At 31.7% G+C, this 21,576-nt stretch carries 19 protein-coding genes and 2 pseudogenes; 7 read left to right on the forward strand and 14 right to left on the reverse strand.

Annotation, left to right across the window (positions count from 1 at the left end; translation table 11 throughout):
- Positions 1 to 472: 472 nt before the first annotated feature.
- Both AAG068_RS15545 and AAG068_RS15550 read right to left on the reverse strand, forming a co-directional pair.
- Complete coding sequence (locus AAG068_RS15545; RefSeq protein ID WP_016717920.1) at positions 473 to 835, reverse strand: DUF2294 domain-containing protein; 363 nt, start codon at positions 833 to 835, stop codon at positions 473 to 475.
- Between the two features lie 354 nt (positions 836 to 1,189).
- Positions 1,190 to 1,306: pseudogene (locus AAG068_RS15550) on the reverse strand (polysaccharide deacetylase family protein); the annotation flags it as partial.
- Positions 1,307 to 1,523: 217 nt separating this feature from the next.
- Here AAG068_RS15550 and satA point away from each other — a divergent pair.
- Positions 1,524 to 2,075, forward strand: coding sequence for a streptothricin N-acetyltransferase SatA (satA, locus tag AAG068_RS15555; RefSeq protein ID WP_071759142.1), 552 nt, complete (start codon positions 1,524 to 1,526; stop codon positions 2,073 to 2,075).
- Positions 2,076 to 2,173: 98 nt separating this feature from the next.
- Here satA and menA read toward each other — a convergent pair whose 3' ends face one another.
- The 5 genes from menA to AAG068_RS15580 form a co-directional block, all read right to left on the reverse strand.
- Positions 2,174 to 3,085 carry a 1,4-dihydroxy-2-naphthoate polyprenyltransferase gene (gene menA / locus AAG068_RS15560; RefSeq protein ID WP_088316211.1) on the reverse strand — a complete coding sequence of 304 codons (912 nt, stop codon included), beginning with the start codon at positions 3,083 to 3,085 and terminating at the stop codon, positions 2,174 to 2,176.
- Positions 3,086 to 3,513: 428 nt separating this feature from the next.
- Complete coding sequence (locus AAG068_RS15565; protein ID WP_048525453.1) at positions 3,514 to 3,897, reverse strand: hypothetical protein; 384 nt, start codon at positions 3,895 to 3,897, stop codon at positions 3,514 to 3,516.
- A gap of 187 nt (positions 3,898 to 4,084) precedes the next feature.
- Complete coding sequence (locus tag AAG068_RS15570; protein ID WP_048525451.1) at positions 4,085 to 4,657, reverse strand: histidine phosphatase family protein; 573 nt, start codon at positions 4,655 to 4,657, stop codon at positions 4,085 to 4,087.
- A gap of 217 nt (positions 4,658 to 4,874) precedes the next feature.
- Entirely contained in the window at positions 4,875 to 6,029 is a 1,155-nt protein-coding gene (locus AAG068_RS15575; RefSeq protein ID WP_270672487.1) for a 1-deoxy-D-xylulose-5-phosphate reductoisomerase, read from the reverse strand.
- A 92-nt stretch (positions 6,030 to 6,121) separates the two neighbouring features.
- Positions 6,122 to 7,375, reverse strand: coding sequence for an MDR family MFS transporter (locus AAG068_RS15580; RefSeq protein ID WP_329339191.1), 1,254 nt, complete (start codon positions 7,373 to 7,375; stop codon positions 6,122 to 6,124).
- A 102-nt stretch (positions 7,376 to 7,477) separates the two neighbouring features.
- On the opposite strand from AAG068_RS15580, the gene AAG068_RS15585 reads away from it, so the two are divergent.
- Both AAG068_RS15585 and AAG068_RS15590 read left to right on the forward strand, forming a co-directional pair.
- Positions 7,478 to 9,124, forward strand: coding sequence for an ABC transporter substrate-binding protein (locus AAG068_RS15585; protein WP_329339194.1), 1,647 nt, complete (start codon positions 7,478 to 7,480; stop codon positions 9,122 to 9,124).
- A gap of 22 nt (positions 9,125 to 9,146) precedes the next feature.
- Positions 9,147 to 9,283: pseudogene (locus tag AAG068_RS15590) on the forward strand (transposase); the annotation flags it as partial.
- 148 nt (positions 9,284 to 9,431) lie between these two features.
- Here AAG068_RS15590 and AAG068_RS15595 read toward each other — a convergent pair.
- Together AAG068_RS15595 and AAG068_RS15600 are read right to left on the reverse strand one after the other, a co-directional pair.
- On the reverse strand, positions 9,432 to 10,316 hold the full coding sequence (locus AAG068_RS15595; protein WP_166688380.1) for an alpha/beta hydrolase: 885 nt from the start codon (positions 10,314 to 10,316) through the stop codon (positions 9,432 to 9,434).
- A 167-nt stretch (positions 10,317 to 10,483) separates the two neighbouring features.
- Entirely contained in the window at positions 10,484 to 11,479 is a 996-nt protein-coding gene (locus AAG068_RS15600; RefSeq protein WP_166688379.1) for a CgeB family protein, read from the reverse strand.
- A 346-nt stretch (positions 11,480 to 11,825) separates the two neighbouring features.
- Here AAG068_RS15600 and AAG068_RS15605 point away from each other — a divergent pair, with 346 nt between their 5' ends.
- From AAG068_RS15605 to AAG068_RS15620, 4 genes are all read left to right on the forward strand, one after another.
- A complete protein-coding gene (locus AAG068_RS15605; protein WP_087984508.1) occupies positions 11,826 to 12,581 on the forward strand; it encodes an ABC transporter ATP-binding protein in 756 nt (251 codons plus the stop codon).
- A gap of 23 nt (positions 12,582 to 12,604) precedes the next feature.
- The gene (locus AAG068_RS15610; RefSeq protein WP_166688378.1) at positions 12,605 to 14,569 is read left to right on the forward strand and encodes an FtsX-like permease family protein; all 1,965 of its coding nucleotides are present in this window, start codon (positions 12,605 to 12,607) and stop codon (positions 14,567 to 14,569) included.
- 83 nt (positions 14,570 to 14,652) lie between these two features.
- Entirely contained in the window at positions 14,653 to 16,242 is a 1,590-nt protein-coding gene (locus AAG068_RS15615) for an ATP-binding protein (protein WP_166688377.1), read from the forward strand.
- On the forward strand, positions 16,220 to 16,825 hold the full coding sequence (locus AAG068_RS15620; RefSeq protein WP_166688474.1) for a response regulator transcription factor: 606 nt from the start codon (positions 16,220 to 16,222) through the stop codon (positions 16,823 to 16,825). Before AAG068_RS15615 ends, AAG068_RS15620 begins: the two co-directional genes overlap by 23 nt.
- Positions 16,826 to 16,913: 88 nt before the next feature.
- Here AAG068_RS15620 and mntA read toward each other — a convergent pair whose 3' ends face one another.
- From mntA to AAG068_RS15645, 5 genes are all read right to left on the reverse strand, one after another.
- Positions 16,914 to 17,849, reverse strand: a complete 936-nt coding sequence (gene mntA / locus AAG068_RS15625) for a manganese ABC transporter substrate-binding protein/adhesin MntA (protein WP_342714913.1) — start codon at positions 17,847 to 17,849, stop codon at positions 16,914 to 16,916.
- Between the two features lie 17 nt (positions 17,850 to 17,866).
- Positions 17,867 to 18,733 (reverse strand): metal ABC transporter permease, encoded by an 867-nt coding sequence (locus tag AAG068_RS15630; RefSeq protein WP_048525430.1) that lies wholly within the window; start codon positions 18,731 to 18,733, stop codon positions 17,867 to 17,869.
- A complete protein-coding gene (locus AAG068_RS15635) occupies positions 18,730 to 19,479 on the reverse strand; it encodes a metal ABC transporter ATP-binding protein (RefSeq protein ID WP_071759155.1) in 750 nt (249 codons plus the stop codon). Before AAG068_RS15635 ends, AAG068_RS15630 begins: the two co-directional genes overlap by 4 nt.
- Before the next feature lie 372 nt (positions 19,480 to 19,851).
- On the reverse strand, positions 19,852 to 20,451 hold the full coding sequence (locus tag AAG068_RS15640; protein ID WP_166688375.1) for a DJ-1/PfpI family protein: 600 nt from the start codon (positions 20,449 to 20,451) through the stop codon (positions 19,852 to 19,854).
- A 55-nt stretch (positions 20,452 to 20,506) separates the two neighbouring features.
- The gene (locus AAG068_RS15645) at positions 20,507 to 21,490 is read right to left on the reverse strand and encodes a phosphotransferase enzyme family protein (RefSeq protein WP_166688374.1); all 984 of its coding nucleotides are present in this window, start codon (positions 21,488 to 21,490) and stop codon (positions 20,507 to 20,509) included.
- Between the last annotated feature and the right edge of the window lie 86 nt (positions 21,491 to 21,576).

The raw sequence follows: 21,576 nt of genomic DNA on the forward strand, positions 1-21,576 counted from the left end.
TTTAGTACATCGTTTTTTCCATAAAAAAAACCGACAACTTCCATAATTCAATGATTTTATATCATCATTGAATTATGGAGATTGTCGGTTTCACTTCAACTAACTTCAATAAAGTTTTTTGAAGAGCTCCCATTTTATAGAGTATAATGTATGTATTACTCCTGTTAAAAAGAAAAGTATATTTCTGATCTCCTAGATTATGCAATCAATATATCAATTTATGTTATACGCTATCTTTTCATTAAGAAACTTTTTCATTTAGTCAATATGACATATTAAAAAAATGCTAAAGCCTTAATTATAGCAAACTGTTAAAATGAGCATCTATCAATTTTTTAAAACAATTATAAGATAAACCATATTAAGCAGTTTGTCAATTTCTTTATCAGTTTTTAAAGATTTATTATACCTAAATAACTTCAAACTTTTAGGTTTCTTAATCCTTCCCCTAACCTTAAGGTGTTTTTTATTTTTAAAATTTTTCTTCAAGATTATGAAACAATTTAAAAATCATTACTCGCTCACCTGTACGCGAACTTATATCCGTATGAAAACTTTTCACTTTTTCTCCAGTTAATTCTAGTATGATCTCTTTCAAATCATCAATTCCAGATTCAACTAGCTCCGAACGATTTTTCTTTATCGTTAGCATACCGTCTTTTGTTTCGCAAACAGTATATTCAGCCGGCGTTAAAATACCTTGTAAATTTACGATAATCATATCCCGTAATATATCTGTCTTAACGGATATAGACCCGCGTCCTAGGTAGTCCTTTTCCCAGTGAGTAATTGCTTTGCTTATCTCTGATTCAATAGAGCCTTTTGAGCTTTTCATCTATGTATCCTCCTTCAATAAAATAGATTTACAATAACAATATAATAATCCGGATTGATTTTATTTTCAATTATTGAGAAGAATTTATTGGGATTGTTGTAAGGTATCCTTTCATATCATAGTGTTTTTTTATATTACAATATAGATTTTTTTGATTATTACCAACAAGATACTCTTACTATAAAGGCTCTGTTACATAGATTTCTAAAGGAGACATTCCGGAGAAAGTAAGGGAGTTCTTGTGACATAATACATAAACGAAAGAGTCGATTTCTTTATAAAATAGGAAATCGACTTTTGGCTTAATTATTGATTTAGTAATAAAAACACCTTTTTAAAATAACTATGTTTATACTATAGACGTTGATCTTTCTGGAAGTTTAGACGAAAATGTTCCTCGTCATTGTATACTCCAAATTCATACTCTTGCTCTTTATAAAATTTAATGATTTCCGGAAGAGCTTGTAATGATAGCCTTACCATTCAAATTCTATTATAATTTTGTAATCGGAATGAATTTGAATCAAATAAAGTGAAACTTTAATCAGTGGGGGTTTTGTTCATCCCCCGCTGATTATCAGCTCCCACCTAACTTCTTTGCTCCAACTGAATTTTGAGGTGGGAGTTTTACTGTCCGTTAACGCGGGATAAAAAACCAAAAGAAATACTATGATTTGGAGGTATCACGATGAGCCTTTTAATTAGAGAGTTAGAAACAAATGATTTAGACAATCTCCCGGAGATTGATGACAGTTTTATAGTGAATGCTCGGTTAATTCTTTCTCTTTCAAAAGTAAATAGACGAATAGAATATACAGTAGAAGACGTTCCAAGTTATGAAAAAAGTTATTTACAAAATGATAATGAAGAAGTGGCGTACAATGAATATATAAATAATCCTAATCAAGTAATTTACATAGCACTGTTACATAACCAAATCATCGGATTAATAGTATTGAAAAAGAATTGGAATCACTATGCTTACATAGAAGATATAACGGTGGATAAAAAACATCGTACACTCGGGGTTGGTAAAAGATTAATTGAACAAGCAAAGCAATGGGCAAAAGAAGGCAACATGCCCGGTATCATGCTTGAAACGCAAAATAATAATGTTGCTGCGTGTAAGTTCTATGAAAAATGTGGATTTGTAATAGGTGGATTTGATTTTCTTGTTTATAAAGGTTTGGATATGACAAGTGATGAAGTTGCAATTTATTGGTATTTTCACTTCGAATGAAAATGTTCTTAACGTTAAACAAACTCAAAATAAAGACCCCAATCTCTCTACATTAAAATTGAGAAATTGGGGTTAAGTTATTTAACAATATTTTTTATTTACAACAAGTAACTAATTAATAATCCTGCTGATAATAAGAAGCCGAAAATCGTATTTGTCATCGCTGTTGATTTCATGGCGATGCGCATATAACCGGGATCCTTTGCTCCTTTTTGGAAACTTTGAATGGCAGAGATTGGCTTTCTCAAGCCTAGGAACATAACTAATGCCCAAGGGCTTATATAACCCATTAATACAATTACGGCGATCCATAAATAAGCAATGAAAAAAGCTACAGCTAGTGTCACTATTGCTTTTTCTCTACCAAGGAGGATTACTAATGTCTTTCTTCCACCTTTAATATCTTCTTCGATATCTCTGATGTTATTCGACATGTTGATTGCACCGACTAAAATTCCAATTGGAATGGAAATCAATACACTTTCAATTGTGATCGTATTCGTTTGAATAAAGAAAGCGATGAGTACAAAACATGTCCCCATTAACAATCCAGAAACTAATTCTCCAAATGGAGTGTACGCAATTGGTAATGGACCACCTGTATATAAATAGCCAACCGCCATCCCAATTAAACCGATGACGACTAACCACCAGCTGCTATTCATACAAATATAAACTCCAATAATTGCTGCTACTACATACAATAAAAGTGCAACTGTTAACACGTTTTTTGGTTTCAATCCGTGACGGACAATTCCGCCACCGATACCAACAGAATCAGCGGTATCTAATCCACGTTTGAAATCATAGTACTCATTAAATAAATTCGTTGCTATTTGCAACGCTAAACATGCAACCATCATCGCAATAAATAAAAGCCAATGAATGTCTGTAACATAAAGTGATGCTACTGTTCCTAAAATTACAGGAGAAAACGTCGCCGTTAATGTATGCGGGCGCGTCATCTTCCATATTAATTTAGCGGAACTAATTTCTTTTTCATTCCCCATAACTCTGTTCAATCTCCCTACTTTAAGTATAAATTACTAGCAGTTTCTTTCTATCTATTTCCTGCCACGCATCTATTATAGCAAAAAAAGAATTGATGATAGAACTGTAATGCTCTTGCTTTCACGATAACTTTGCATCAAAAGATTGTTTTTCTAATATGGGGTACAGACGCATACCCATCAACTTAAGAAAATAGATTCACCCCAAAACGAAAAAATGAGCTTAATTCTTATATATAACTGTCGAGAGGTAAAATTTTTGTTTTGGTGGTGCTTCAAAATATTAGCTTGATGGCGATGGGACTGCCCCCCTAATACTTTATTTTAATAATGACTCTTTTCATGAAATAAAACTCAGTTATCAGTCTAAACCATTTTTTAGATCTAACAATAACAAGTGTGCTTCTTTATCTTTCAGATAGTCTCTATTATTTTAATTTCTTCATTTCTTTCAGCCATGCTATCTCCTTTTCTGAAGCATTTTCTATTTTATACAGTTCATAGCTCCCCTTTATCTCATCTATCACTACAAATTCAACTTCATTTCGAACATAGCTTTTAGTTTTTCCCTTTTTATAACCAATAACATTATCTAATATAGTTTTTCCACTATCTTTTTTATATAAATTATAGCTAACAGGTGGACGTCCAATTACATACTTATTATCAGAAAATCCGACTATATCATCCCTTCCTAATCCTGTCGAAACACTCCAGACAAAAATAATCTGAAATATAGAAAAAACAACAATACCACATATGAAAAAAAATAGGATTGATTTAAAAAATAACTTTAAAGATATCCTGCCCAAAAATATTCCCTCCCATTTCACCTCGGGATAGCAAGAACAAAACGTGAATTTTGTACGCTAAGAAACCGAATTTTTTAGATTTTTGAAATCAGTCCCCCGTCAGTGCCATAAGAAAAAGAGTTACCGCAGTAACCCTATTGCTTATAATATACGTCACTAGGAAAAGCTATGGATGAATAAAGTCAATCTATGAAATTTCCCACAATCTTTTAACCTCCACCAATTCCTGTCCATTGAATTCCATTATATATATATCTGGCTTTGATGTCTGTAGTAAAAAATTCAAATCATACTTACTGTCATAATACCCCATCATCAACGTCATAATAGCTCCATGAGTGCCTACTACTACTTTCTGTCCTCGATAGGTGTTTAATAATTCTTTTAAGACTTTTATAGCACGTTTCTGACAGTCGACATTAGACTCTCCTCCCGTTAAAGCAAAGTCGGGGTCTAAAAATGACTTTTCTATCAAAGGAAATAATTCTTTATCCGACATTCGTTCCTCTTCAGCAATAAAAATTCTCTCTTTTAATTCTTCAAATACTAAAACTTCTTGTCCTATTTGCTTCGCTAACTGCTGAACAGTTAGAATTGAACGATTGTATGGACTCGAGATAACAACGTCGATTCCCTCACCTTGTAATATATCTGTTATTCGTTGAACATCTAATTTCCCTTTTTCGGTTAATCCTCTTGATGCTTCTTTTCCAAACTTTGGTGAATCTCCGTGTCTAACCATATATATGAAAGTTTTCATAATTACCTCCAGTTTTTTAGGTTTCTTTATTCTGTATATAGCTTATATTAATTAAAAAGAACTTTCCCAATGACCATAACTAATAATTACTATAAATCCTTCTGCATGCGATATCTTAAATACATTCCTTTACAATTCCGTGAATGTAAATGTATGAAAACAAAAGAACACGTAAAATGGAGAGCTAAAAAATACGAGTTCTGTTCTAGCTCGTATTTCATTTTCTAATTAATAATTCGTTCGCATATTCACGAGCCCAATGATCGGCGTCTAATACTGTTTCCAAATCTGGATTTGCAATGCTATGATGAGCTTCAAGAGTAGAATAAATTGTTTTTTCAATATCAAAAAATGAAATTTTATTTTGTAAATATAGCGCATTTGCAATTTCATTTGCTGCATTCAAGACAGCAGGTGTTGTACCACCAATTTTTCCTGATTCATACGCATAATGTAAGCAAGGGAATTTTTTGAAATTTGGTTTTTCAAAGTGTAGGCTAGCTATCTCTAGTAGATTTAATTTTTTATAGTTTGATTGTAATCTAGTTGGATAATGAAATGCATACTGAATCGGCATTCTCATGTCAGGGGCACCGAGCTGTGCCATGATGGATCCGTCTATAAATTCAACTAAGGAATGAATAACACTTTCTTTATGAATTAAAACATCAATTTTCTCATACCAGATATCAAATAACCAACGTGCTTCCATGACTTCAAAGCCTTTGTTCATTAATGTAGCTGAATCAATGGTTAGTTTTGCTCCCATTAACCAGTTGGGATGCTTTAAGGCATCTTTAGCTTGTAAGATTTCCATTTCCTCACGCGTTTTATCTCGAAATGCACCGCCTGAAGCAGTAACAATAAGCCTCTCAATTTCTTGAGTATTTTCCCCATTTAAACATTGAAAAATGGCAGAGTGCTCACTATCTACTGGAATTAAGCGACAGCCGTTTCGTTTCGCTAAATCTGTCACAATATGCCCTGCTGCAACTAATGTTTCTTTGTTCGCAATTGCTATATCTTTTTTCGCTTTTAATGCTTCAATTGTTGGAAGGAGACCAGAGACACCGACAACTGCAGATAATACAAGATTAGAATCAGGGTAAGTTGCAACTTCAATTAATCCATCTGTTCCATATGTGACTTTTGTGTCCGTAGAAATTCGCTTCCGAAGTGCATCTGCTAAATCTTTTGTGCTTACGCTTACAATCTGAGGGTAAAATGTATGTATTTGTTGTTCGAGAAGGTCAATATTGTGATTTGCTGTTAAACCAATAATTTTAAAATGTTCTGGATGAGAAGTGACTACATCTAATGCAGACGTACCAATTGAGCCAGTTGAACCAAGAATTGAAATATATTTTACCATGATAATTCCTCCAAAGTTGTATAATCCCTCTTTACACACTTATTCTACGATTCTATAGAAAGAATAGTGTATATTTCATTTTAGGTATTATATTATATTGAAATTTTATTCAATCTTTCCTGTGATTGACTACTAGTTCTAACAAACAGACCGTTATATAGGAAAAATGCCCCTATTATTACAATCATACCAATATAAACAGACATCATCGTAGGAATTAAGAATGCACCGACGATAATAGTCATTCTTGCAATTAGGTCCGCCCCAATATCTGATAGGCCCGCAAAGGCTGAATATGATCCTCTCTTGTCAGCCGGAATCATATTAGCTTGTTCTGCATTTCTGATTGGTGAGTAGACAAGTTCACCAACAGTAGCAATAAAGTTAAAAATAATTAGTACGTACCAAGTGTTTGAAGATGTTACTGCCACATAGCCTATCCCATAGAGCACAAGACCTAAAAGTAACGCTTTTTTCCCACTTATATGATCTATAAATCTATTTATAATAAATGTTAAACATACTACTAAGAGCATATTTTGTATGTTAAGAATACTTAGCATCCTCACTCCTACTATTTCAAAGTTCCCAATGCTTATTGGATTGAATGTTTCTGAAAGTCGTACACCAATATAACTGTTTAAAGAAAACTCTGCTGCAAATATGCAGGTAGACCCTATTACAACTCTTAAAAATGCTCTATCTTGAATAGCAATTTTATAATTTTGAATTAGATCAAGTACTATATTTTCCTGCCTTTTTTCTAAGCATTCTTTAACTTCTGTAACTAGCCAAATTTTATAAGCGATCGGTACTGTAGCAGAAACACAAGTCAGTAGTATAAACAACTCTTGTTGATGATTAATGTATAAAAAACCACCTAATGCTGCACCAATTGCCATAGAAAGATTCATAAGCCAATAGTCAATTGTATAGACAGCCTTTCGATTTTCCGGTGTAGTTGAGTCTATGATGATAGCTTGCATGGATGGGCGCCCAAGACTGCTAGTTATTATAAAACCTACATAAGCGATTGCAAATAACCAGATCTCCTTATCTTTCGGATATAAGCTTAAAGTCATGAATAAAAATATCAAAGTACTAGAAAAAGAAGTTAACAATAAAATTTTCTTTCGCTGAAATCGATCTGAAATGTAACCTCCAATTAAATTTGAAAAAAAACTTAAAATAACCGTTAATATTAAAAATAACCCGGCCCATACTTTACTTATTTCTTGAGCAAAAAACAATGCCATAAAAGGCATTACTGCTGATGTAACAGCACGATTAAAAAATGATGTAATTAAGCGTACTTTTATATTTTGCTCAAATTCTTTCCAATTCATCGTATCTCCTCCCCTTGCCTAATGTTATATTAAACTAGACTTATCAAATTAAAAATGGACAACTTCAGAAAAACATGTCCACTTATAAAAGGAGATAGGAAAATGGATAAAACTTTACTGAATCTATGGCAATCATTTTCTTCAGGAAATATAAAAATACAAGACCTAGCAGATTTTTTAAATTTAAGTACAAAGCAAACAGTACGTTACTTACATAAATGGATGGATGAAGGTTGGCTGACTTTCATTTCTGGAAAAGGTAGAGGAAATCCCTCCTCTCTTCAATGGTTGAAAAATATAGAACAAATCTATGAGTCACAAGTAATGGAAATTATGGACCAACAGCCTGTTGAAAAAAGTAGTAAATATTTACTATATAATTGGTCTCCAAACAGTAAACTACGCTTAATGACTAAGTTTCATTCAAAATTTGGCTATATACATAATTCAGATGATAAATTAATTATTCCTAGAAGAAAGGCATTTTTAACAACACATCCGCTCGAGGCTGCCGATGTACATAGTGCACATATTGTCGCAAATGTTTTCAATCGACTTGTTTATATGGATGAAAAGGGGAACATATTCCCTGAAATAGCTCATAGTTGGGATGTAACTCAATCTACGCTTAGACTATATTTAAAAAAGTCTATAAAATTTCATGATGGCTCCATCTTAACAGCGTCTGATGTGAAACTATGTCTCTCAAAATTACGCGATCATACATACTATAAAGATTTATGGGCACCCATAGAAAAAATAGAAGTTGTATCACCATTAATTATTGATATACATTACCCAAAGGGGTGTAGTTATTGTTTACAAATGTTATGTATGATAAATACAAGTATTTATAAAGAAAATAACGGTCAAATTATAGGAACCGGTGGTTTTTACATAGGAGAGAATAATCTGGAGAAAACATCATTGATAGCATTTCATGATTATTTTCAAGAAAGACCTTTGCTAGATACAGTAGAATTCATTCAAGTCCCTCTGGAATTTGATACTATTTATCAATCTTCCAAACACCATAAATGTAATTCTACTTTTCAAGTAGAAAGGAATTCCGGTTTTGGCGTTATAATTATGAATGCTTGGCGCGATTCTTCCATTCAGCACATAGATGTTCGTAATTACTTACATTCTATTATCGCTAACAATATAAATCATATTCATGAATATGATTCTCAAAAAATCCCAAATATTAAAAGCTGTTTAAAAGACATAGATCATCAAATCAATATCCCAAAAAGGAAACGTCCTGAATTTAAAGAACCACTTATTATAAAAGCTACTCAGTATACAGAAGCAACCACAAAATGGTTAATGAATATCTTAGAAAAAGAAAATATACCTTTTCAAGTTAAATGGGTTCCATTTGAAAACTATCTTAGGGATGAAAAACTTAATGAACAAGTAGACCTTTTTATTCATGGTGAAGTATTCGAGATGAATCAAGAAATATCATTTTATTATTTTTTAACAGCTAGATATTCACCATTGGCTAAAGTTTTAAAAACAAATAAATCACTAAGAAACCAACTATCTAAATACAAACATACACATTTTGAAGAGTGGCCTTTATTAAATAAAAATCTTGAAAAAGAACTGATAGAATCCTCTATTATGATTCCCTTATACTATGATACACGTCAAATTCCTTTTTCATCAGATTTAACGAATATTAAGATGAAATATTTTGGGTATGTGGATTTTTCTCAACTTTGGATAAGACCTTTAATTTAAAATTCACAAGAAACCTAATCCAATAGAAGCAGGCGATTTTTGTTTACGTGATCTTGGTTACTTCAATTTAGGGGACTTACAAACTATTCATGATAACAGGTCTACTACATCTCGCGGTTGAAGCTGAATACACAGATTTATATCAAGAACCCTGAGCCAGTTTTGAGCATTAGGCTTACTTTTCCTCAAAAACTTTTTGGCCTTATAGCTAGCTTTATTATTTCTATTTACAAGGAACTGATTATGACAACTACATTCAATTTTCCAAAAGAAAATCCGTTGCTCAAATGTGAACAACGGACCTTCTTTATTTGAACCAATGTAAAACATCCTCGGCAATCTCTTCTGGTCTATCCCAATGCATTAGGTGCCCTGTATCTGTATACAGCTTCGTCGTAATATCAATATGCTTCCTAAATTCCGCAATCTGTAATTCTCTTATTTCTAAATAATTATGTGGAAGATCGCAATACAACAATAAAATATCGTTTTTAATTTTATGCGATTTCAACGTTCTATACACCGTATATTGAAACTTAATTACACTTCTAGCGGTATCGCCAGTAGCATGCCATTTCACTTTATTATCTTCTTCTCTCATTAAATCATAAACTGCACGCTCTATTAATGGCGACCATCTAGTGTAAACCATTTTTTCTGATTGAATGAATGCTTCTTTACTGCCAAAAATATATTCATCAAAATCTTTCTCGTAATGGGTGATTTCTTCTTCTAATGACGGAGGTGGGCACTCTCCTTCTTCCGCACCTTTATATAGTTCCGCAAAATAATTTGCATTCATTTTACCATGATGATAACCACCATCTAACAAAACCATCTTGTTCACTTTTTCTGTACATTCTGCTGCATAGTGAAGCGCAACGCTTGCTCCCCATGAATGCGCTACTATATGAAATGTTTCTTTTCCTATCCCCTCAAGTAATGCTACTACCCATTTTGTTAAATGAGATGCACCGTAATCTTCATCCTTCCCAAAACTTGGTGTTTTCCCATGTCCAGGTAGATCAAACGATACAATATGATATTTATCCTGTAAAAGTTTCGCAATTTCTATAAAACTTAATTTTGTACTTCCTAAACCATGAAAACAAATGATTTGAGGATTACTTTTATCCCCCCATTCACAAACACTTGCTTCATATTCGCCAAATTCTACAAAAAAGTGATTCATTTTTAATCTCCTCTAATTATTAGATATAAATTAGTTTGAATGTAAAATTGTTTTTTTAGAATAAATAAATTCAACAAAATTATCCAAATTCCTTTTTCACAAATGATTTTTATAGAATACGAGATTTAGAAAGCACCAACCACCTATCATTTAAGTTAATGGTTAGACTACATCTTCACGTCTATGAAATTAATATAGTTTAATAGTTGTACTATACGTTTATCATATGTGTGATTTTTCAAAGTTCTATTCAGCCCATTTTTTGCTATTCTTTTTCTTTCTTGTACATGTTCCAAATAATACTCCGCTTTTTGTATAAACTCCCGTGCACTATTAAAAGTTTCTATTTCAACACCTAGTATGTAATGCTTTGCTACATCTGGTCGTATATCAGTTAATTGAAAAGAACCTACGGCATTAATTTCAAACGTCCTATTATTTACTGAATAGGCTTGGATATTTGCAGCATTACAATTCAATTCTTTATCATTTGGTGAACGGTGTAAATTTATATTAATTTTAGTAGCTACGTAATATTGCAATGCATCCTCATACTTCGCAAGTGGCAAGACATGTATTTTATCCTTTAATCTTTCATAATTCTTTAACCTCTCCCAACCGAACCCCACAATTTTTATATTTTTTCCTGCTAAATACTCTGAAATAGAATCAACAAAGGTAAGTCTATTTTCAAATGCTGTGCCTATAAAACTAAGATCATACTTATATGTATCTTCTTTCTGAGAAGGTTTAAACACATCTTGATTTGCTGCTAACGGCAGATGAAATACATTGTTACATCCCAACCCTCTATAAAATTTGATACAATTTAAATCTTGCGTAAATATGTAATCATAGTACGGCACAAGATGTTGTGTTACATCCGTATAATACGGATCATCTGTCAGCCAAAGTCCAGTAGTAAAACCTGCATTCTTTATTACTGGCATGACACTAATAATTCCCTCGTTTAAACCACCGAGTACCAAAATAAAATCCGGTTTCATTTTTAATGCGGTTTCTATCGCTCGTTCTGGGTTTACCATAATTGTATTACTGTTTATCTTCTGTAAACTATTCAAAATTGCTTCTTCGATCATTGGATAATAAAAAGGAATGCCTGATTGAATAAATAAAATTTTCTTAGGCGTATTATCTTTCATGTCATCTCCCCTATTTCTACATAATCAAAGTGCACAAAAATTAGCAGTCTTTATTCATTTTTATGACATCTTATTTTACATGTATAAGCAACGTTTATGTCCATTATGTTGAACTTCCCTCATTTCACAGGCTAACGATCATACTTTCTTTATTCATATCCCTATCATGATATATCTATAATTTTTTATTACTTATACAACTTCATACAAGAAAAAACAAAGTTATTTTTCTCCTTTTATTATCAGTTACACCATTTCGTAATACAAAGTTGCGCTTTTTACTCATGCTTCTATATATATCAAAAGATACACTTTATATATAAATAGACGAAAAGGAGTAAATCAAATGAATGCATTAGTATCTGCAAGGAATGTAACAAAGATTTATAACAAAAACCAATTACCTGGACTTAATAAAGTTTCATTTGATATTAAAGCGGGCGAATTTGTAGGTATCATGGGGGCCTCTGGATCTGGAAAAACGACTTTATTAAATATTTTATCCACTATCGATACACCTACAGATGGCGATGTTTTTATAAACGGGGTCAATATCCAAACGCTTAACAATAATAAATCTGCTGATTTTAGGAAGGATTATTTAGGTTTTATTTTTCAGGAGTATTTTTTACTTAATAGCTTAACAGTAAAGGAAAATATTGCGGTTCCCCTTACTCTGTTAAAAAAATCACCAAAGGAAATTGAATCAACAATAGAAAGTTTAGCACGGCGCTTTGGAATATTTGAGCAATTAAGTAAGTATCCTAGTCAACTGTCAGGTGGACAAAAACAAAGAGTTGCAGCTGCAAGAGCCCTTGCGAAGCAGCCTAGTATTTTATTTGCAGATGAGCCAACAGGCGCATTAGATTCAAATTCTGCAACAGAACTACTTCAAAAATTAAAAGAGGTAAACGAGGAGCTTCAAACTACAATTTTAATGGTAACTCATGATGCCTATGCAGCTAGTTTTTCTAGTAGAATTTTAATATTCAAAGACGGGAACATTATAAAAGAATTAAAGAAAAATAAGCAAAATAGAAAAGAATTTTTTGAAGAAATATTAAAAGAAATCTCTAAAATTGATGAAAATCGATATAACTAGAAATGTGAAAGGACGATTGAGCTGTGGAATTATTTACAATCGCAAAAAAGAATTTAAAAAATAACTTCTCCTTCTATTCATTCTATTTTATTTCAGTAGCTTTTGTACTGATGGTATTTTTCTCCTTTATCTCTTTTTCCATGAACGACATTGTTATGGAAAAAATTTCGTCTGACGGTAGAGTAGAAACAATGTCAAAAACGGTGGCGATCTTTGTTATGGCATTTGTACTATTCTATATGTCATACTCTAATACATTTTTTATAAAAAAAAGAATGAACGAACTCGGTATTTACTCCCTTTTAGGATATAGAAAATCAACAATGCTAAAACTGTTAACTTTTGAAAATATTATCATTTGCTTTGCTGCCCTACTTGTAGGAGTTATTTTTGGTGCTATTGCTCATAAAGGAATTGTAGGAGTAATAATTAAAATACTAAAATTACAAATAGATACTTCTAAAGTACCATTCATTAACCTTGATGCAGTACTATTCACTTTTATTTTTATCTTTGCTGTTCTTTTTGTTTTATCTTTATCAAACTGGATTATCCTTCGAAAAAGTTCCTTACTAACTTTAGTACGTATGGAACAAAAGGAAGAAAATAAGTTGAAAATTAATACAGCTTTTTCACTACTAGGATTAGTTTTAATTTTAATTGGCTATTTCTTAGCTCTCGATATTACAAGAGGCATGCAATCCTTGTGGAAAACAATTGGCTTTTCACCAATCGCTCTCTTAACAATGTTCAGTGTAATATTAGGGACGATCTTCTTTATTCATTCATTTTTACCATATGCGATTCAAAAGCTAAAGAAAAATAAAATATGGTTTTATAAAGAATCCAATATTATCGTCATCCCAAACTTTATATTTAAAATTCGTTCAAAAGCAAAAACTTTAATTTTGTTAACCTTATTAACCGCTGGAACTTTAGCTATTTTCAGTTCTACTTTACTGACACTTTACTATCCAGTTGCCGCTACAGAACGTATCGTACCTTCAGCTATTGAATTTCCAATAGAAAATAAAGAAGTAGCCAATAAAGCATTACAAACTGTACAAAACACTGTTGGTAAAGAAAGTATAAACTATACTGAAACAACCATTATTAACGTGAAATCTAATTCTGGGAGTTTACCAAAAGAATATAGTATAAAAAAGGAGCACGGATTTGATCTTATCTCTGAGTCTGATTACAGAGAGTTAATACATGTTCAAGATAAAAATGTAGAATTTAATCATTTAGCTAAAAATGAAAGCATCCTAGTAAAATATCGACCTGAAAAAGAAAACCTAGATAAAGGGAAAATATATACTTTAAACGTAACCGCTACAACTAATATAGACGTTAAAGTGAAAGACACTACATTACTTAATCCCATTGGATTTGCAAATAGTGTAGGAACACTTATTATCTCGGATCAACTGTATAAAGAAATAAAAACTTTAGAGCTACCACAAAAAACGATAGTGAGTTTTAATGGAAAAGATATGAGGAATAATAAAGCTGTTTATGAAAACTTAGCCCCACTATTTAAAAATAATATGTATTTTACAAGCAGTTACCAAAAAAATGATTATATTATTCAGCAAAATAGTTCAACGTTCTTACTCATTAGTTTCGTTACTATCATTTTCTTTATTGCAACAGGTAGTATTTTCTATTTCCATAACCTTTCAAGCATGATGTCAAATAAAAACGAATTTATTATCTTAAATAGAATGGGCTATAACAAAAAGAAGATAAAAAGAATAATAAGTAAAGAGATTTTCACCTTGTTTAGCATTCCTTACATAATAGGATTAGCACATAGCATTTTTGCATTAGTTGCCTATAAAACCGCGTTAATGGATGATTTATTAGGGAAAAGCAGTGCCTTTATATTACCTATTCTTTTTGCAGTAATGATTTTTACTGTTGTATATACCGTTTATTATTTGTTAACAAAAAGAGCATGTTATAAAATTATATTTAACGATTAAAAATAAACACTTAAAGATAAAGCTGATGCTACATAAAAACATCAGCTTTATCTTTATGTAATCTAACAAAGGTAAGTGAATTTATGAAAAAGCACTATGAACCAAAACAAATTTTAATATTAATTAATCAACTTTGTATGATTATTTTTTTATGCTATGAATTTTCAATGAACAATATTATAGGAATAGCAAAATTACTCCCCTTACTGTTTATAACGATTATGTCTATTTATGGATCATATATTAGTTTTATCAATTTAAAAAACAATACTCTATTATCACAGTTTTCGAGTTTACTACTTTTTACTTCTTGGCAGTTTTTACTTACAGTGAATGATGAACAGATTTTTCGTATGTTCAGTACACTACTGAGTGTCTTGATTCTATATAAAATCGTGCAATTTATACTCCTATTCTTTTTCCAAGATTCTATTTATAGTTATAAAAAAGAAAAGGATTGGATTTTACGAGTTACATGTTTACTAACATTAAGCGCATATTTCATAAACGATAGAATATTTTCCATTCTATTTTCATTTCAATGGCTTATTAGTGTTAGTTGTATTATTTTTCTGTTCCTGCAACATTACAAACGAATACAATTTGTTTGTAAAAGTGAAAAAAAGCATTTACTTAAATCTACTGCAATTCTTATCGTTCCTTTTATCGTATATGTTACGTTATTTGGAAAGAGTCCCGAATACGTAAATAATTTAGGATGGTACATAATAATTTTGTTTCCCCTATTTAGTATTCATGCAATAGCTTTTAAAAATCATATGTCTATGAAACAGTATTTCCCCTTAAAAAAAGGCGCAATCACTTTTATGTTTTTATGCATTTTTATTTTTATGAGTGCACTCGGGGTACTATTTCAATTTAATATGATAACTTATTTCATTTTTATACATACAATTATTTGGTTCGTTCAGCTTTATTTCACATTGTTATTTCAAGAAACAAAAAACACGATCTCAAATTTGAGTACAAAAGAATTAAAAACTTTACCCGACAGTTCTTATGTTCATAACTTATTACAAATAGTGAAAGAAGAACAATTAAAAAGTGGATTTTCTAATTATTTACACGATGAAATACTACAAGACATATTAGCTGTTAAAAATATGATGAACAAATCTAGCAAAAAAGAAATTCATGACATGATCGTAGCGACACTGGACAACTTAAGTCATACAATACGCAATGAAATGCAGGAGTATCATCCAACTCTATTAAAAACACTTACATTAAAAGAAAATTATCTTAATTTACTCAAAATGATACAAAAAAAATATGAAATGAAACATGTTAATATATCATTTACGTGTAATGACGACTTGTTTTTAGTAGAACCCTATCATCTTGTCGTATATCGAATTTTAAAAGAACTAGTAACGAATGCATTCAAACATTCAAATTGTTCACAGATACATTTACATTTAACACAACAAAATGGTGAAATAAAACTTATTGTGAAAGATGATGGTAAAGGTTTAACAACTACCGAAGCAGACATACTAAATGGTCATAAAGGATTGCATTCAATTAAAGAACAGCTACTTTTATTAAATGGTGAAATGACCATTTCAAATAGCACTCCTTCTGGTTTATGCATTACTATTTTTATTCCGATGAAAGGAGACGATTCCTATAAACATTTTATTAATAGATGATCACGCTTTGTTTGCAAAAAGCTTGGAAATAGCCTTAGAAGATTATCCTGAAATAGATGCCTTTCACTCATTACAAAATATCAAAAATGTCATTACAATTATCAATCAGTTTAAACCAGATATTATCTTACTAGATATTAATTTAAGCAATATCAGTAGTGAAGATGGTTTGGAAGTAGCTAAAATGATTTTGGATAATAAATGTAATACAAAAATAGTTATATTAACAGGTTATGATTTACCTGTTTACCAGTATGAAGCGCAAAAACTAGGTGTTAGTGGTTTTATTAATAAAAATATTTTACCTGAAGTATTGGTACAAATATTAAGTGACATTAATAAAGGCGCACTTCATTTTCCAACCTCTACAGAAATAATTGAAGAATTAACCCATAGTGAGAAACAAATTTTACAATTACTATGTGATGGCTATAAGCGAAAAGAAATTGCTTCTATGTTATACGCTAGCGAACGTACAATTTCCAATCACATTCAACACGTATTTGATAAATTAAACGTTTCCTCTTCTTTAGAAGCTGTCACAAAGGGAATAAAATTAGGTTATATTCAGCCCAATTATTAATAAAACATGATACATGAAAGAAGAGCCAATTCACATGAGTTGGCTCTTTCTTATCGTATAAAATTTCAATAGTTACACTAGCTAGATTTTATTTCTGTAACCCATTAATAATGGTATCTATATTCCATTTCATCATTTTCAAGTAAGTATCTCCATCCTCACCTGTTTTACCTAGTGAGTCTGTAAAAATTGTACCTGCAATTGGTACGTTTGTTTCTTTTGAAACAGTTTCCATACTACGTCGATCTACACTTGTTTCGACAAATAAAGCCGGAACTTTGTTTGTTTGAATTAAACTTACAACATCTCGAATTTGATCTGGTGTACCTTGATTTTCTGAGTTTATTTCCCAAATGTATCCCGTCTTAATACCATATGCTTTTCCAAAATATTTAAAAGCACCTTCACTAGAGATTAAGAAACGTTTTTCTTCAGGGATTTGATGAATTCTGTTTACCGTCTCATCATGTAATTTTTGAAGTTCTGCTACATACTTATCGGCATTTTTAGTATATAACTCTTTATTTTTAGGATCTTCTTTAATTAATGCTTTCTTCACATTTTCAGCGTATATAATACCATTTTTAATATTCATCCAAGCATGTGGGTCTGGTTCTTTTTCCAATCCTTTTGTTTCTAAATAAATAGCTTCTACACCTTCACTTACTTTATAAACCGGTGCATCTTTCTCTGATTTATTTGCCGTTTTCAATAGTTTTTTAAACCATGCGCCGCCCTCTTCTAAGTTTAATCCATTGTAAAACACCATATCTGCATCTGTCATTTTCATAACATCTTTCGGTAGTGGATCATATTCATGCGGGTTAGCTCCAATTGGAACAAGACTATGAATCTCAACTTTATCACCACCAATTTGCTTCACCATATCGTATATAATGGAGTATGTTGTTACAACTTTTAATTTTCCACTACCCTCTTCTTTTCCATTTGTGTTACTAGAACACGCTGTTAATGCAAATACGAAAATACAAATTACCGATAATAAAATATTTTTTAATTTCATCATTATCCTCCAATCAATTATGACAACTCTGCTCTATTTTTTCTAATTTTAATAGCTCTCCAAAATAAACCTTGTGATGGCGAGAAAAAGAATGCCAAGGCGAATAAGAATGTTGCAACGAGAACAATTGTTGCACCTGAAGCAAGATTATAAGAGAAACTAAAATATAGCCCTACTACAGATGAAAGTGCACCAATTCCTGCAGCTAAATAAATCATGACCCATAAACGGTTTGTTAATAAATACGCTGTAGCCGCTGGTGTAATAAGCATAGCGACAACTAGAATAATTCCCACAGTTTGTAATGAAGCAACTGTAACCATTGTAAGTAAAATCATTAAACCGTAATGAATCCATTTGTTCGGCAATCCATAACTTTGTGCCATCGTTGGATCAAAAGTGGATACGAGTAGTTCTTTATAAAACAAAATCACAAGACCAATAATGACAACTCCAATAATAAGTGTCATCCACATATCGGAAGAGCGAACTGATAGAACATTCCCGAATAAAATATGATACAAATCCGAACTACTCTTCATAAAGGTAATTAAAATAATCCCTATAGCGAAAACAGATGTAAACATAATCCCTATCGCCATATCATGTTTAATTCGACTATTTTGACTTACAAATCCGATTCCAACAGCAGTAATAACCCCTGTTAAAACCGCCCCTATAAAATAATTCATACCAATCATATAAGAAAGGGCTACGCCTGGAAGAACAGCATGTGAAATTGCATCTCCCATTAAAGCCATACCTCGTAAAATAATAAAACAGCCAATTACACCGCAAATAACTCCTACCATAACGGAAGTTAATAACGCTTTCTGCAGAAAACCGTACTGCATTAATGCATCTATAAATTCTACAATCTTCATGATGAATGTACCTCCGCTGCATTATTAAACAATATGCCATGATTTACATACGCTTTTGACATAACAGTTGGTTCTAATACTTGCCTTACTTCTCCGTAATGAATTAAGCTCTTATTCAATAATAGTAATTTATCAAAATAGGACTCTGCTTTACTTAGGTCATGATGTACAACAACAATTGTTTTTCCTTCTTTACGTAATTCTCTAAGAATTTTAATAATTGTCTCTTCACTTGTTACATCAATTCCAACAAACGGTTCATCTAAGAAAAATATCTCTGCCTTTTGTGCTAATGCTCTCGCTAAAAAGACACGTTGTTGTTGTCCACCTGAAAGCTCACCAATTTGACGATTTTTAAATTCCTCCATACCGACTTTTTTTAGACATTCAAAAGCCCAATCTCGATGCTCTTTCTTCGGTCTTTTCATCATCCCTAAAGATGGATATGTTCCAATTAGCACCACATCTAAAACTGTGATTGGGAAATCCCAATCTATATCACTCCTTTGCGGTACATATGCAACATGCTTTCTAGCACTCCGAATATCCTCTCCAAGAACTTGAACGTATCCCTTATCACTTGGAATTAGATTTAAAACAGCTTTCATTAAAGTAGATTTCCCCGCACCGTTTGGACCAATAATTCCAACGAGCTTCCCTTTTTCAATATCGAAGGAAACATTTTGAACTACTTGATTCCCTTGGTAAGATACAAATAAATCTTTGACAATTATAGCCTCATCCATTTTTTATGCATTCCCCTTTCTTTTTTTCATATATATAATTATTTTGCACTATGGCAACTTTTAAACAAAAAAATATAACGCGAATGTAAATTCACGATAAAGTTTCCTTAAGGAAACTTTTTTATATGAGTCAAATTATATAAGCTATACGCAAATTTGTAAACTTAATTTTACTAATTTATAAATATATAATGAAAATAATTATCAATGTGGAACAAAATATATTATCTATTTTATGATTTTAAAAAAAAGATATTACTGTGAAAGACAAGCAATATAGTATAAAAGAGAAAGAGCCTACTCGTATGAGTTGGATCTTCCTCTTTTATACTATTTGATACACTCTACAGCAAAAACATGGTTAAAATTAAATCACTTCCAAACAACACCTCGCAGCTCGTATTCCATTCTATTTTCAACAGCAGCTGCAATTTTAGGACTTGCAAATCTTTCCGTGATCCAAAGTCCTAAATCAAGTCCTGAAGTAACTCCTCTTGCAGTAATAACATTCCCTTGATCTACAATTCTGTAAGGAAGAAGTTCTGCTCCATATTCACTCATTTCACTCTGCGCCAAATGATGCGTTGTTGCCTTTTTATCATTCAATATACCGGATGCAGCTAGTAACATACCTCCAGTACAAACTCCCGTAACAATCGTTCCTTCGTTGTGCATATCTCTAATCATTTTAGTCAGAGTACCAAGCTCTGCTTGCTTTCGTGCCCCGTGCTCAGCTTTATGATTCCAGCCACCACCAGGTACAATTAACAAATCTGGGCGATTATCCATTCGTAAAAAATCATGTAGTGTAACCGTAACTCCAAACGAGGTAGTAACTTCTTGTTTTCGTTCACTTGATACGAGTTCAACCGTAAACGGAGCCCCTTCTTCTATCGCTCTTTTCAATACTTCAAAAGGTGCAAAAGAGACAAGCTCTCCAAAACCATCAAACAATACAATTTGTATTTTCATTTTTTGAACACCTCATATACTTTCTTTTTCGCATCCAAAATTAGAAGAATAAATGTTATCTACAAATTAACAATGACGACAGTCTTTCTCCTCTTCTTTTATAAACTCTCAAATGTTCTACTAATGCACTCTCGTCACCTATTAGGCTCAACGTCTTTTTAACAAAGTTCCAATTTAAACTGCCTGATAACCACAGCAACGAAGAAAGTCTTTTATAATCATTTGAATTTAAAATGTTATTAGCTTTATACCCTTCTAAAAATGCTCTAGCAACTTTCGAACATACTTTATGCGACTGTATTCCTTCTGTCCGGGAATACCATTTTATTAAAAAGGCTAATCCTTCAATACGATCAACATATGCAATCGATTCAAAATCTATAATTCCTTTTACACATTGATTTGAATCCCATATGACATTTAAAGGATTTAAATCAGTTTGTACAATACACTCCAAATCACTCGTATGTGCGCATTCTATATGGTACTTAGCGAAATCTATATACTCTTTCAATTCCTTACTTGTACAACCATTACTTTCTAATAGCTTGATAAACTCACCATATCCATCTAAATGAGATTTCTTTTGAAAAGCCGAGCTTTGAAACGTACTAGAAATATCATGTATCTTTCTTGCTTCCTTTCCAAAGACTTCTGCCATCGTTTCTGTACAATGAGTAATATGTTCTCCTTCAATCCAAGTAGACAATACAAACCGGTACTGTTCCTCATTCCAAGTGAGTAATGTAAAGTAATACCCCGCCATATTCTCCTTAATCTCCATAAACGGAATTCCATGCTCTCGTAAATAATACGTAAACCGTACTTGCTCTTTCAATTGTTCATTAGATAACGTCCCAAAGGCTGGATTGATTGTTCGATCGCTATTAATAAACCGTGCGGAATACCGCTTTCCATTCACTATAATTTTGTAGTGTAAATCTGTATTCCAACTGTTCTTATGTAGTTCTTCTTCAACTAGTAGTGAATGAATTTCTTTAAAGTAGTTTATTAATATGTCTTTTATTATTTGTTTCATCCTATTCTCCTTACATACAAAAATTCATTTTTGTACTTCCGAATAAAACCTTTTAAAGTGAAGATTTTTAAGATATAACTCCTACT

Origin of the sequence: Bacillus paramycoides (assembly GCF_038971285.1) — a bacterium.
Lineage (GTDB): Bacteria > Bacillota > Bacilli > Bacillales > Bacillaceae_G > Bacillus_A.